The organism is Aeromonas sp. XH, from assembly GCF_033348475.1.
Taxonomy (GTDB): domain Bacteria; phylum Pseudomonadota; class Gammaproteobacteria; order Enterobacterales; family Aeromonadaceae; genus Aeromonas; species Aeromonas sanarellii.
Genome location: NZ_CP137630.1, coordinates 2,183,526 through 2,197,568 on the forward strand (window position 1 = coordinate 2,183,526; position 14,043 = coordinate 2,197,568).

The 14,043-nt window shown below is 61.8% G+C and carries 9 protein-coding genes; 1 reads left to right on the top strand and 8 read right to left on the bottom strand.

Features of this window, described 5'->3' with window-relative positions; translation table 11 throughout:
* The first annotated feature begins 15 nt into the window (after nt 1-15).
* Nucleotides 16-576, top strand: coding sequence for a 3-hydroxyacyl-[acyl-carrier-protein] dehydratase FabA (fabA, locus tag R2B70_RS10175; protein WP_042076258.1), 561 nt, complete (start codon nt 16-18; stop codon nt 574-576).
* 87 nt (nt 577-663) lie between these two features.
* Here fabA and rmf read toward each other — a convergent pair whose 3' ends face one another.
* From rmf to R2B70_RS10215, 8 genes are all read right to left on the bottom strand, one after another.
* The gene (gene rmf / locus R2B70_RS10180; protein ID WP_005315693.1) at nt 664-843 is read right to left on the bottom strand and encodes a ribosome modulation factor; all 180 of its coding nucleotides are present in this window, start codon (nt 841-843) and stop codon (nt 664-666) included.
* 157 nt (nt 844-1,000) lie between these two features.
* On the bottom strand, nt 1,001-2,644 hold the full coding sequence (locus R2B70_RS10185; RefSeq protein WP_042076256.1) for a DUF3466 family protein: 1,644 nt from the start codon (nt 2,642-2,644) through the stop codon (nt 1,001-1,003).
* 8 nt (nt 2,645-2,652) lie between these two features.
* Nucleotides 2,653-4,563: an ABC transporter ATP-binding protein gene (locus R2B70_RS10190; protein ID WP_042076254.1), complete on the bottom strand. Its 1,911-nt coding sequence runs from the start codon at nt 4,561-4,563 to the stop codon at nt 2,653-2,655.
* Nucleotides 4,564-4,635: 72 nt separating this feature from the next.
* On the bottom strand, nt 4,636-4,863 hold the full coding sequence (locus R2B70_RS10195) for a glutaredoxin family protein (RefSeq protein WP_209792363.1): 228 nt from the start codon (nt 4,861-4,863) through the stop codon (nt 4,636-4,638).
* On the bottom strand, nt 4,863-7,031 hold the full coding sequence (rlmKL, locus tag R2B70_RS10200; protein WP_209792365.1) for a bifunctional 23S rRNA (guanine(2069)-N(7))-methyltransferase RlmK/23S rRNA (guanine(2445)-N(2))-methyltransferase RlmL: 2,169 nt from the start codon (nt 7,029-7,031) through the stop codon (nt 4,863-4,865). The genes R2B70_RS10195 and rlmKL overlap by 1 nt, the downstream gene beginning before the upstream one ends.
* Nucleotides 7,032-7,305: 274 nt before the next feature.
* Nucleotides 7,306-7,842 (bottom strand): cell division protein ZapC, encoded by a 537-nt coding sequence (locus R2B70_RS10205; protein ID WP_042076249.1) that lies wholly within the window; start codon nt 7,840-7,842, stop codon nt 7,306-7,308.
* Between the two features lie 85 nt (nt 7,843-7,927).
* On the bottom strand, nt 7,928-8,938 hold the full coding sequence (gene pyrD / locus R2B70_RS10210; protein WP_318161381.1) for a quinone-dependent dihydroorotate dehydrogenase: 1,011 nt from the start codon (nt 8,936-8,938) through the stop codon (nt 7,928-7,930).
* 59 nt (nt 8,939-8,997) lie between these two features.
* A complete protein-coding gene (locus R2B70_RS10215; RefSeq protein WP_318161382.1) occupies nt 8,998-13,839 on the bottom strand; it encodes an NAD-glutamate dehydrogenase in 4,842 nt (1,613 codons plus the stop codon).
* Between the last annotated feature and the right edge of the window lie 204 nt (nt 13,840-14,043).

Sequence of the window (14,043 nt, forward strand, 5' to 3'; positions counted from 1 at the left end):
TGAAGGATAAACAGCGTGACCCTAGACAACGACACCACTAATCCCCGCCTCTCCCTGTGCGAACAAGGCAAAGAGTCCTTTACCCGTGAAGAGCTGCTTGCCTGCAGCCGTGGCGAATTATTTGGTGAGGGTAACAGCCAGCTGCCCGCCCCCAACATGCTGATGATGGATCGCATCGTCAAGATCAATGACCACGGCGGCGAGCATGGCAAGGGCGAAATCCTGGCCGAGCTCGACATCACCCCGGACCTCTGGTTCTTCGATTGCCACTTCCCCGGTGATCCCGTCATGCCGGGCTGCCTGGGGCTGGATGCAATGTGGCAACTGGTCGGCTTCTTCCTGGGCTGGAAAGGCGGCCCTGGCAAAGGCCGTGCGCTGGGTGTCGGTGAAGTCAAGTTCACCGGTCAGATCCTGCCGACCGCCAAGAAGGTCACCTACAAGATCACCTTCAAGCGCGTCATCAATCGCAAGCTGGTCATGGGCATTGCCGACGGCGTGGTGGAAGTGGACGGTCGTCCCATCTACAGCGCGACCGACCTGAAAGTGGGTCTGTTCAAAGACACCACCGCATTCTGATCTTCCGCTCTGGTTCAGTGCCAGAGGGATAACGTAAAGGGGCCGCCAAGGCCCCTTTCCTGTTTGAAATGAGTGATGAAGTATCGGTTACTTCATGAAGAGGCCTGAGCCTCGCCCTTCCATGGCGTCGCGCCAACCACCAAGCCAGTGCCCTCTGGCATCCAGGCATTGATACGGACACGCTTCTTTCTGTTTGCCGACTACGCCAGCCTGATAACCACGAGCGCGAGCTCTCTCCAGACGGTCCCGTTTCTGTCTCTTCATCATCTACGACCCTCTTCGTGGAACAAAAAAAGCGACCAGTTTTTCACCGGTCGCCTTCATCTTTACCCCAGGGGGGAGGCAGGGTCAAACAAAAAATTCCATGCTATTCAGGGGTTGTGACACAAGATACTGAAGCGCATTAATTTTTCATGACACATTTTTATCGCTGGTAACGACGCAGCCAGGCAAAGGGCAAGGCCAGCAGAGTCAACCAGAACAGGCTGCCACCGCCACCTTCACCATCCTGACCGGTCTGGTTGTTGACCGGGGCATTGCTGACCACATAGCTGGCCGGCGTGTTGCCCTGGTAGTCCGCCACCGCCGGCGTCAGCTTGACGGCCACCACGGTCGCATTGGTGCGGTTGTTCAGATCGCTCTCGCTGGCGTAGCGGTAGGCGGTCGCGGCTATGGTGCCATCGCTGCTGATGCCGCTGGCATAGGCGATGTGGTAGTAGTAACCGTTCTGGGCGCACTGCTTGGCACCCGCATCGTTCAGGCCGCAGATCAGGTCGTTCAGATACCAGCTGTTGCTCGGGGCAGCCGCGTTGAGCAGGAAGGCCTCCTGCATGCGGTTGGTGCCGTTGACCACCGGCTGGGTCTGATGACGGGAGTCGCGCCAGCCGACCACCATGTTGTGGTCATTGATGGCCGCCGCCTCGGAGCCGGAGCCGGAGAGCGGCTTGTCCTGCAGGGGAAGAGTGGCCGCCGTGCCGGGCTTGCCCAGATTGAACAGGAACATCTCCACCGGGCGGTTCTGACCCTTGTTGATGCGGTAGCGCTGGTTGCCTATCACGTAGCCGTTGTCGTTGACCGCCACTGCCCAGCTATGTTGCAGCACGCCGTCGTCCTTGCCCGGCTCGCCATCCGGCAGCGGAATGACCTTGGTGGCGCCCACTGTGCCGGCGTTCAGATCCAGAGCCCAGTAGCTGGCCAGGTTGCGGCCATCCAGGTCCCCCGACCCCACCTCGCCGGTGGAGCTGTAACCCACGCCATAGAGGGTGCCATTGTATTCGGCCGCGCCGAGCGCGGAGGCCGTCTGCAGCACCTCATCCCGTCGATGGGCATAGTCGGGTGCCTGCATCAGCTTGTTGAGGCCGCCGGAGCCATTGAGCAGCCAGAAGCTGGCCTGGGTATCGGCACCTGGGCAGTATCGGAAGTCACCGTACTCATCGTCGTTGCCCTCGAAGCACCACTTGTAGAAATCGCCGCCTACCTTGTGGCGATACTTGTCGGTGGCGGCGGTGCCGGTCACCAGATACTGGCCGTTGTCCAGCTTCTTGATGGCGGCCGGTACGCTCACGCCATGGGTGCTGGCCGCATCCTTCAGTGCGACCGGATTGCCGTCATTGACGATGGCAAAGGCGGTGCGCAGCTTGCCATCCATCTTGTAACCCACTCGATCCGCCGGCACCTCCCCCAGCGCGGTCACCAGGCCGTCGGTCTCGCTCTGTTGCACGTAACCCAGGTTGTTGCGCTGATCGACCTTGTCGAGGAAGTCACGGCGCCACTGGTAGGCAAAACCGGCATTGTCATCCCAGAAGGAGTCGCAGACGGAGCTAGACAAGAAGCAGCCCTGCTCGAAACGGAAACGATCGACCAGGAAGTCGGCAGAGCGCACGGTCGAGAAGTACTCGGCCATGTTGTTCTTGGTGTTGATCCCGACGAGGCCGCTGCCATCCGCGCTGATCGCGCTGGCATAGCCTTTGACTTCGTCATCGACGATGGTGAAAAAGGAGCTTTGTGCCGCCTGCGCGTTGAGGCTGGCGCCGACCAGGATGGCCAGCATGGATAATTGCTTTTTCATCTACTTCCTTAGTCTTGATGTTTCAACGCTTCCAACTCCTCCCAGCGGGAGAAGGCGTGTTCCAATGCGGCTTCTGCCGCATTCAATGCATCCAGTCTGGGCTGGGTCTGCTCCGCGGGCAGGGAGAAGAAACCGGGGTGGTTGATCTCGGCCTGCAGGGCATCGAGCTCGGCTTCCAGCTGCTCCAGCCGGGCCGGCAGATTATCCAGCTCCAGTTGCAACTTGTAAGAGAGTTTGCGCGTTTTTTTCGCCGGCTCTGCCGCCTGCGCGACAGGCTCTGCCACCTTGACCGGCGCCGCCTTGGCCGCCAGCAGGGAAGCCTGCTGGGCGCGGGTGGCCATCATGTCGGCATAGCCCCCGACATAATCGCTGATCCGCCCATCCCCTTCAAACAGCCAGCAGCCTGTCACCGTATTGTCGATGAAACGGCGATCGTGGCTGACCAGCAGCAGGGTGCCCGGGTAATCGGTGAGCAGCTCCTCCAGCAATTCCAGCGTTTCGACATCCAGGTCGTTGGTTGGTTCATCGAGAATCAACAAGTTACTGGGTTTGAGGAAGAGCTTGGCCAACAGTAGACGGTTTTTCTCGCCCCCTGACAAGGCCTTCACCGGGGTACGCGCCCGCTTGGGCTCGAACAGGAAGTCCTGCAGGTAGCCGAGGATGTGGCGGGAACGCCCGCGCACCATCACCTCCTGCTTGCCCTCCCCCACGTTGTCCACCACCGTCTTCTCGGGATCGAGCTGCTCGCGGTACTGATCGAAATAGGCCACCTCCAGGTTGGTTCCCTGGCGCACCGACCCGCGGCACGCCTCGAGCTGGCCCAGCAGCAGCTTGATCAGGGTCGACTTGCCGCAGCCATTGGGGCCAACCAGGGCTATCTTGTCCCCGCGCAGCACCTGCAAATCCAGCCCCTGGAACAGGGTGCGATCGCCAAAGTCCAGACCCAGTCCCTCGGTCTCGAACACCAGCTTGCCGGAGCGGCCCGCCTCGTCCAGCTGCAGCTTGGCCTTGCCCTGCAGCTCGCGGCGCTGGGTACGCTCCATGCGCATCGCCTTGAGGGCGCGCACCCGCCCCTCGTTGCGGGTGCGGCGGGCCTTGATCCCCTGACGCACCCACACCTCTTCCTGGGCCAGCTTGCGGTCGAACTCGGCGTTTTTCAGCTCCTCGACCCGCAGCCACTCCTCCTTGCCCTGCAGGTAGTCGTCATAGTTGCCGGGCCAGGAGGTGATCACGCCGCGATCGAGATCGATGATCCGGGTCGCCAGCTTGTGGATGAACTCCCGGTCGTGGGAGATGAAGACGATGGCGCCGCGAAAGTCCTTGAGGAACTCTTCCAGCCAGTTGATGGCATCGATGTCCAGGTGGTTGGTCGGCTCGTCCAGCAGCAGCAGATCCGGATCGCAGGCCAGCGCGCGGGCCAGGGCCACCTTGCGCAGCCAGCCGCCGGAGAGGCTGTCGAGGGTCACATCGGGGTCGAGATCGAGCAAGGTCAGCACCTGGTTGATGCGGGTCTCGAACTGCCAGCCGTTCTGATAGTCAAGCTGCTCCTGCAACTGGCTCATGGTGCGAATGTTGGCATCGGAGGGGTCGCTCGCCAGCGCCATGGAGACATGGTGATACTGCTTGAGCAGCTCCCCCACCCCGGCCAGCCCTTCGGCGGCGTAATCGAACACGGTGAGCTCGCTCGAGGCGGGGGGATCCTGCTCGAGACGGGTCACTTTCAAGTCCTGCTGCAACACCAGGCGACCGTCGTCCAGCGGCAGTTCGCCGGCGATGACCTTCATCAGGGTGGACTTGCCCGCCCCGTTGCGCCCCACCAGGCAGAGGCGCTCTCCCCGCTCTATGGTGAGCTCGGCCTGATCCAGCAGCGGGAAGTCACTGAACGACAGGGAGGCGCCGTGCAATGTCAAAAGAGCCATGTTTGTTCCTTGTTGCTTATGAAAAAACGGGCGGCAGACTGGATCTGCCCCCGTTTCATCGTCAAATCGGTATCACCCCTGGGCCTGCCACGCCTGGAGCTCCGCCAGGGTGAAGGGCCAGCCCAGTTCGCGGCCGGCCTCATCGCAGAGCACCGGGATCCGCACCCGGTAGGCCGCGAGCCAGGCGTCATCGTCCAGGATGTCGCAGCGGCGGGTCAGCCCCGCCAGCCCGGCCTGCTTCACCAGCGCCCAGGCCTGCTCGCACAGGTGGCAGCCGTCGGTGTGAAACAGGGTCAGCATCAGCCCTGCGCCTCGGCGTGGGTGATGATCCAGCAGTTGTGGATATGCTGGTTGCGCTCGAAATCCTTCGGCCGGGTCTTGCCGGTGATGTTCTGGGCCTTGAGGCCGATGGCCTCGAGTCCGGCCAGGTCCATCTTGAAGTGGCGCTTGTTGTTGGAGAAGACCAGGGTGCCGTCCGCCGCCAGCAGGCGTTTGAGATGCTGCATCAGCAGCAGGTGATCCCGCTGCACGTCGAAGCTCTCGTCCATCCGCTTGGAGTTGGAGAAGGTGGGCGGATCGATGAAGATGAGGTCGTACTGCTCATCCGCCTCGGAGAGCCACTTCAGGCAGTCCGCCTGGACGAACTTGTGCTCACGGCCCACCAGCGAGTTCAGGCGCATATTGTCCTGCGCCCAGTTGAGATAGGTGCGGGACATGTCCACCGTGGTGGTCTCGCGGGCGCCGCCGAGCCCCGCGTGCACGGTGGCGCTGCCGGTGTAGGCGAACAGGTTCAGGAAGCGCTTGCCCCTGGCCATCTGGCCCAGCATGCGGCGGGTCTGACGGTGATCGAGAAAGAGGCCGGTGTCCAGGTAGTCGTAGAGGTTGACCCACAGCCGCGCCCCGTACTCCTGCACCTCCATCCGGTGCTGCTCTTCGGAGAGCTTCTGGTACTGCTGCTTGCCCTCCTGACGCTCGCGCACCTTCAGGATCACCTTCTCGCCGTCCATGCCGGTCACCTTGATGGCGGCCTGCACCATGTCGAGCAGACGCTGACGGGTCTTCTGGGCGGGAATGTCCTTGGGCGCGGCATACTCCTGCACCACCAGATAATCCCGGTAGCGGTCGATGGCGGCGTTGTATTCCGGCAAGTCCGCGTCATAGAGGCGATAGCAGTCGAGGTTTTCCTTGCTGGCCCACTTCTCCAGGGCCTTGAGGTTCTTTCGCAGGCGGTTCGCGAAGTCCTGGGCCACCTCTTTCTGGGAGGCAACGGAGTCCAGCGCGATCTGGTAGTTGCGCAGCTGGCACTCGAGCGCCCCGTTGAACAGGCGGTACTGCTTGTCGGCGCGCAGGCGCAGGCAGCTCAGCAGCTCGGGCGAGGCGGAGAGGATGGTGACTCGCCAGCCCTGGAAGCTGCGGCGCAGGGCGTCGCCGAGCGCCTGGTGCACTTCCAGCAGCGCCGGGAACTCGCCAAGACGCTCGCCATAGGGAGGGTTGGAGATGAGCATGCCCACTTGGCGCGCCTCCCCTTCGGCCGGCATGGGCAGCGGGTTCTCCAGGGCGGTGACGTCGGCCTGCTTGAAGGTGATGAGGTGGGCTACGCCGGCGGCTTTCGCGTTGTCACGGGCCTTCGCCAGCACGCGGGAGTCCGCATCACAGCCGAACAGCTTCACCTCGCAGCGCTGCATGCCGCGCTTGGCACGCACCTGGGCCTCCATCATCAGGCTCTGCCACAGTTCGCCATCGTGCTGCAGCCAGCGATCGAAGCCGAAGCGCTCGCGGCGCAGGGCCGGCGCCATGTCGGCGGCGATGAAGGCCGCTTCGATGAGCAGGGTACCGGAGCCGCACATGGGATCCATCATGGGCTCGCCGGCCCAGCCGCTGCGGGCGATCATGGCCGCGGCCAGGTTCTCCTTGAGGGGCGCCTCGCCGGTGCCCTGGCGATAGAAGCGCTGGTGCAAGGCGGGACCGGACAGGTCCAGCGTGATGTTGGCCTTGCCCTTGCCCAGATGCGCCATGATGCGGATGTCCGGGGACTTCTTGTCCACGTCCGGGCGCACGTGGCCGCGCTTGGTGAAGCGATCGACGATAGCATCCTTGATCTTGAGCGCCCCGTACTGGGTATTGCGGATGGAAGCATTGGTCCCGGTAAAGTCCACCGCTATGGTGGCGGTGCCGGAGAAGTGCTCTTCCCAGGGGATGGTGTGGGCTCCCAGATAGAGATCCAGATCGTCGTTCATCTGGAATTCGGAGAGCACCAGCACGATGCGGGAGGCAAAGCGGCTCCACAGGCAGGCCTTGTAGCCGATGGCCAGTTCGCCCTTGAAGTGGACGCCGGCCACGGTCTCACGGACCTGCTCCGCGCCCAGATTGGTCAGCTCGACGGCCAGCAGGTTTTCCAGCCCCTTGGGGCAGGTTGCAAAAAATTCTTTCATCACGCTCACGGGGATGCCATAAAAATAGTGCCGCATTATACCTTATCGGCCCGCGCTCGGCACCCGAACCTTGGGCATCACACGAATATTAACGGCGCCGGGTACGGCATGAGGTCGCCCTCCTCCCCTCGCAGGCAGCAGGATCTCCGGAATGAACGGGCGATGCCTCCTTATTTCAAGGGAACGATATCGAAGGTCTTGCCCGCCGGTGGCAAAAATCACACAGATTGGCAGTACGGCGGCAAATAACGGGACAGGATGGCTGCAGGCCTGCTCATATTTCAACCTGCTACGCTCGCAATATTCGAGGTCAGCTGACGTGGCGATATTGTGCCTGCACTCGGACTCTGGATTGCATCCGGTTATTCATCACCTTGATCACGGCAAACCGTGGCAGCGTCTTGCTGGTGGTCAGCACCAGTTCCTCGGTCAGATTCAGACAGACGCTGGCCTGCTCGCCGGCTTCGATGACCATGAATTCCCCCCGGCCATGGGGAGTCTCCATCCACACCAGGGCGCCCATATCCGGAATAAAGTGAGTCTGCTGTTCATGAAAGAACCAGCTTTGTGGCATCAAGGGTTTATAAAAGCGGCTGACGGCGATGGCATTGAGTACCAGCTGCACCTGATGGGGCACACTCCAATCAAGTTCGGCGGCTTTGTCCATCAACTGGTAATAGAGGGCGGCATCGTCCACGCAAAAAGGCTGGGTGGTGAAGGAGCTGGGGACAAGTTGCCGACCTTTATATTCGGTGGCAAATATCATGCGATCGGATAAATCCAGCATCAGACGATCATCCTGAGCGTCATAATGCCACTGCCAATTATCATTGGGTTGGATGCACATGGTGGAGCCCTTATCTAAGCCGTCCCTCGACTTTATTCCATGTCGAGAATTTGAGCAACGTTAAATAAGGGCCGCCGGTTATTTTTTATATATTGGTGACGATCTCTTTCACCAGGTTCGGCCCCTTATAAATAAAGCCGCTGTAAATCTGGACCAGGGTGGCACCCGCCGCCAGTTTCTCCCGGGCCGCCATGGCGCTGTCGATGCCCCCTACCCCTATGATGGGCAGTGCACCATCGAGGGCCTTGGCCAGCTGACGGATCACTTCGGTGCTCTTATGCTGGAGCGGACGGCCGCTGAGGCCCCCCGCCTCGCCGGCGTGGGGCATGTCGTAAATCATGTCGCGCTCGAGGGTGGTATTGGTGGCGATGACCCCATCGATGCCGTTTTTGATCAGGGAGGCCGCCACCTGGTTAATTTCATCCTGGCTCAAGTCGGGGGCAATTTTAACGGCCAGCGGCACATACTTTTTATATTTTTCCGCCAGCTCCTGTTGGCGCTGTTTCAGTGCGGCCAGCAATTCATCCAATGCATCGCCGTATTGCAATTGACGCAGACCCGGGGTGTTTGGCGAGGAGATATTGACCGCAATATAACCGGCATGGTCATACACCTTGTCCATGCAGATCAGGTAATCGTCCTTGCCCTGCTCGATGGGTGTATCCTTGTTCTTGCCGATATTGATGCCGATGACGCCCTGATATTTGGCTTCCCGTACCCGGGCGACCAGGTGATCGACCCCCTTGTTGTTGAATCCCATCCGGTTGATGATCCCCTCTGCCGGAATAACCCGGAACAGGCGCGGCTTGTCATTGCCGCTCTGGGGTCTGGGGGTCACGGTACCGACTTCAATAAAGCCAAATCCCATGGCCCCAAAGGCATCGATGCACTCGCCATCCTTGTCCAGCCCGGCCGCCAGACCGACCGGATTGGCAAAATTAAGCCCCATGCAGGTGACGGGGCGTTGGGGCAGTGAATGGCGGAAGAAACAATCGAGCGGTGTACCGAGAAGGCGGGGCAAATATTTGATGGAGAGATCGTGGGCCTGTTCCGGATTGAGCTTGAACAGGAAATGCCTGGCGAGGGGGTACAGCATGCTTGCTCCTTAAAAAAAGCCCCGGCGACTGGCCGGGGCTTTGATGATGCCAATAAACGTTATATCGAAGTTCGGCAATTCAACTGGAGCAGGTTCAACTCTCGCAAGGCCACGGAGAACTTGGCGAACTCGTGGGTGCTGGTGGTCTTGAAGTCGGCCAACATGTGGGTCCAACGGGACAAGAGCTGCTCATGCTCCGAAATCCAGTCGGCCAGTATGGTAGCGCATTCCCCCTGCTCTTTGCACCCTTCCAGTACCACGGAAGTGAGGCTGCGCTGCTGCCAGTCCAGATCCTCGCGGAAGGAGGCCCGCGCCATCGCCTGCCAGTGGTTGCCCACCGGCTGATGGTTGATCTGCTCGAGGAACCAGTGCAGATCCAGCTTGGCACCGAGACGGTAGTAGACGTTGGCGGCGCGCAGGATGTCGGTCTTGTGCTCCGCAGCGATCTGCGCCAGATCCAGGCAGGAGAAGAGACTGCTCATGTGCGCCACCTGACGGGCGATGGCCTCCGGCACCTGCTTGGCCATCAGGGCGGCGACCGCCTGTCTGTGCTCGGCCACTTCGCTCTCGTCCATCACCTCGTAGAGGTGCTCCCCCAGGGTCTCGAAGGCCGGACGGAAGAAGGCGATGTTTTCGCCGATGCTCCAGCTGCGGTTGCGGGCACGCAGGAACCAGCGGGTGGCACGGCGCACGATGCGACGGCTGTAGAACATCAGCTCGAGCTGGGTGTTGGCGTCCACCAGGTTGTCGCAGGCTTCGATGTCGCGCCACAGGGTACCGAGGCCAAACACCTCCCGGGCCATGGCGAAGCAGCAGGCCACTTCGGCCACCGAGGCGCCGGTCTCGTCCTTCATCCGGCTGGCGAAGTTGAGCCCCATGTCGTTGACCAGCATGTTGGCAACGCGAGTGGCAATGATCTCGCCCCGCAGCGGGTGCTGGGCAAGCTGGGCCCCGAACTGCTGCTGCAGCTGGGCCGGGAAGCTGGTGACCAGCATGTTGGCGAGGAAGGGCTCCTCGGTCACTTCCGGGCAGTTGAGCTGCTCTTTCAGTACCATCTTGCCGTAGGCCACCAGCACGGCAAGCTCGGGACGGGTCAGCCCCTGCCCTGCCGCCATCCGCTCGGAGAGCTCCTCGTCTGAGGGCAGGAACTCCAGGGCACGGTCCAGCTTGCCTTCGCGCTCCAGCCCCTGGATGAAGCGCTGCTGCTCCTTGAGTTGCTCGGCGCCGCGGAAGGCGGTGACCGAGATGGACTGGGACTGACGGTAGGCGTTGGTGATGACGACTTGCGCCACCGCATCCGTCATCTCGTAGAGCATCTGGTTGCGCTGCTTGAGGGTCAGATCGCCGGCTGCCACCAATTGGTTGAGCAGGATCTTGATGTTCACCTCGTTGTCGGAGCAGTCCACCCCGCCCACGTTGTCGGTGAAGTCGGTGTTGATGCGGCCACCCTGGCTCGCGTACTCCACCCGGCCCAGCTGGGTGAAGCCGAGGTTGCCCCCCTCGCCCACGATGCGGGCACGCAGATCGCGGCCGTTGACCCGCAGCACGTCGTTGCTGCGATCCCCGACGTCGGCGTCGCTCTCGCGAGCGCTCTTCACATAGGTGCCGATGCCGCCGTTCCACAGCAGGTCCACGTTGAGGCAGAGCAGGGCCTTGATCAGCTCGTTCGGGGCCATGCTGGCCTTGTCGGTGCCGAGCAGGGTCTGCATCTCGGGGCTCAGCTTGATGGACTTGGCGGAGCGCAGGAAGATGCCGCCCCCTTGCGATATCAGCTCACGGTTGTAGTCATCCCAGCTCGAGCCCGGCAGTTCGAACAGGCGCTGGCGCTCGACGAAGCTTCTGGCCGCATCCGGGGTCGGGTCGACGAAGATGTGCATGTGGTTGAAGGCGCCCACCAGCCGGGTGTGCTCGGAGAGCAGCATGCCGTTGCCGAACACGTCCCCCGCCATGTCGCCGATGCCGACGCAGGTGAAGTCCGTGGTCTGGCAGTTTACGCCGATCTCGCGGAAGTGACGCTTGACCGACTCCCAGGCACCGCGTGCGGTGATGCCCATCTTCTTGTGGTCGTAGCCGACCGAGCCGCCGGAGGCGAATGCATCGCCGAGCCAGTGGCCGTATTCCAGGCTGATTTCGTTGGCGATGTCGGAGAAGGTGGCGGTGCCCTTGTCGGCGGCCACCACCAGGTAGTAGTCATCCTCGTCGTGGCGAACCACGGACCTGGGCGGGATCACCTCACCCTTGATGATGTTGTCGGTCACATCCAGCAGGCCGCGGATGAACAGGCGGTAGCAGGCCTTGCCCTCCTCCTGGATGACGGCACGGGGTGCGCCCGCCGGCATCTGCTTGCAGTAGAAGCCGCCCTTGGCGCCCACCGGCACGATGACGGTGTTCTTCACCTGCTGCGCCTTCACCAGACCCAGCACCTCGGTACGGAAGTCCTCCTTGCGATCGGACCAGCGCAGGCCGCCACGGGCCACCTTGCCCCAGCGCAGGTGCACCCCTTCCACCCGCGGGGAGTAGACGAAGATCTCGAACTTCGGCAGCGGCAGCGGCATGTCGGTGATGCTGGAAGGCGCCAGCTTGAAGGAGATGTAGGGCTTGATCTTGCCCTCCTTGTCCAGCTGGTAGTAGTTGGTGCGCAGGGTGGCGTCGATCATCTCCACATAGCGGCGGATGATGCGATCGTCGTCCAGGTTCGCCACCTGATCCAGCTTGGCGGCGAGCTGCTCGTGCAGCTTGGCCTGTACCTTGGCGTCTTGCTTGCCGGCGGGGTCCAGGCGCTGCTCGAACAGGGTGAACAGCAGCTCGGCGATATCCGGATAACGGGTCAGGGTCTCCTCGATGTAGGACTGGCTGAAGGAGACACCGGTCTGGCGCATGTATTTGGCATAGGCACGCAGCACCGAGACCTGGCGGCCGCTGAGACCGGCCCCCAGCACCAGACGGTTGAAGCCGTCATCTTCCAGTTGCTTGTTCCAGATGGCGGCGAAGGCCTGCTGGAACCGCTGCTGACTCTGCTCCAGATCGAACGGTTGATCACCGCGCAGCAGCATGGAGAAGTCCAGGATCCAGAACACCTCGCCGGTGGGGGTGCGCACCTGGTACGGGGTCTCACCGATGACGCGCAGCCCCATGTTTTCCAGCATGGGCAGGACGTCGGAGAGGTGGATGGGTTCGGCGCGGTGGAACAGCTTGAGGCGTACCCGGCGATCGTTCTCCTCCTCCTGGGCGCGATAGAACAGCATGCCCAGCGGCTCAGCCTCGCTCAGGCCGTCGAGGGCCATGATGTCGGCGACGGCGGAGCCCGGCAGCACGTCTTCCTTGTAGGCGCGGGGGAAGGCTGTGCTGAAGCGACGGCGCAGCTCGTTGCCACGGGCCTCGCCATAGTGGGAGAGCAGCACGGAGTCCAGGCGGTCATCCCAGCTGCGGGCGGCTTCGATCAGGTTGTTCTGTACTTCGTTCACATCCACATCCACGTTGTTGTTGTTGACCCGCACTATGTAGTGGGTCCGTGCCAGCACGCCCTCGGTGAAGTAGACGTTGAACTCCACCTCCTCGCTGCTGCCGAAATATTTCTGCAGTATCTGCTGGGTCTTGATGCGCAGCGCCGTGTTGTAGCGCTCCTTGGTGACGTAGACCATGCAGGAGAAGAAACGGCCGTAGACATCCCGGCGTACGAACAGGCGCAGCATGTCGCGCTCCTGCATCTCCAGCACCCCGAGACCGGTGGCCAGCAGCTCCTCTTCCCGGGCCTGGATCAGCTCGTCGCGCGGGTAGGTTTCCAGCACGTTCAGCAGCGCCTTGTAGGCGTGGGAGCCCGTTTCAAAGCCGGAGGCGGCCATGATGCGCTCGAGGCGATGGCTGATGAGGGGGATCTGGGTGGCGCTGGTGTTGTAGATGGAGGAGGCATACAGACCGATGAAGCGATCCTCCCCCACCACCTTGCCGTGCTCGTCGAAACGCTTGATGCCGATGTAGTCCACGTAGGCCGGGCGGTGCACCCTGGACTTGCTGTTGGACTTGGTGAGGATCAGCAAGGAGGAGCTCAGGGCCGCGTGGCGGGCGCTGGCCGGCATGGTGCCCAGGCGCTGCCCCTCGTCCTTGATGGAATTCTTCATCAGGCCCAGGCTGGACTCGGGCCGGGGCAGGATCTCGTGATCCCCCTCCACCGCCTTGACGTCGTAGCGACGATATCCCATCAGGGTGAAGTTGTGGGCGGCGACCCATTTGAGGAAGGCGACGCAGGAGTCCACCTCTGCCTGGCTGACCGGGTGCTTGCGCTTGGGCAGCTCCTCAATGATCTCGTTCAGGCGCGCCAGCATGGGCTGCCAGTCCCCCACCGCCAGGGCCACTTCCCGTGCCACCGAATTGAGCTCGGCGGTCAGGGCCTCCATCTCCTCCTCCTCGGTCAGGTGATCGATCTCGATGAGGAAGGCGGTCTCCACCGAGGTCTGGGACGCCGTGTTGTCCAGATCCAGGATGGCGCCAATCTTGCCCCCCTCGCTGCGGATCAGGTGCAGCGGCTGGTGCAGCATCATGTGCGCCGTGATGCCGCGACGCTTGAGGGCCATGCGGATGGAGTCCACCAGGAAGGGGGAATCCTGCAGGATGATCTCGACGATGGTATGGGGAGACTGCCATCCGTGGCGAGTCAGCTCGGGGTTGTAGACCCGGATGTAGGGATCGGTGCCGGTGCGCAGGTTGAGCGCATTCCACAGGCTGAGGGCGGCGCCATAGAGATCGCTGTCATTGCGATCGTGCAGATCGGTGCTCGCCATGTTGCCGTAGAACTTGGCGACGAAGCATTCGACCAGGGAAGCGCTGTTTTTGGGCAATTTCTGATGGACCAGGCTGAGAACGTTTTCGAGCAGAACTGAGGTAGGGGCGTCTTTCAATGCCATTGCTAGTTTCCTTATCGGACGACATCACAGACACGGCGACATCCACCCAGGATGCCCACCGGTACAGAGTTGCAGCGAAGTGTAATGGCTTGGATCGAGGAAGGCGAGCAAAGGTGATAACGAGATGTTAAAAACAAGGGGCAGATCACGGCTTGGGTTGTGATAAATTTTGCCAAGTCGGCAAATTTTAGAAAATCACACTGG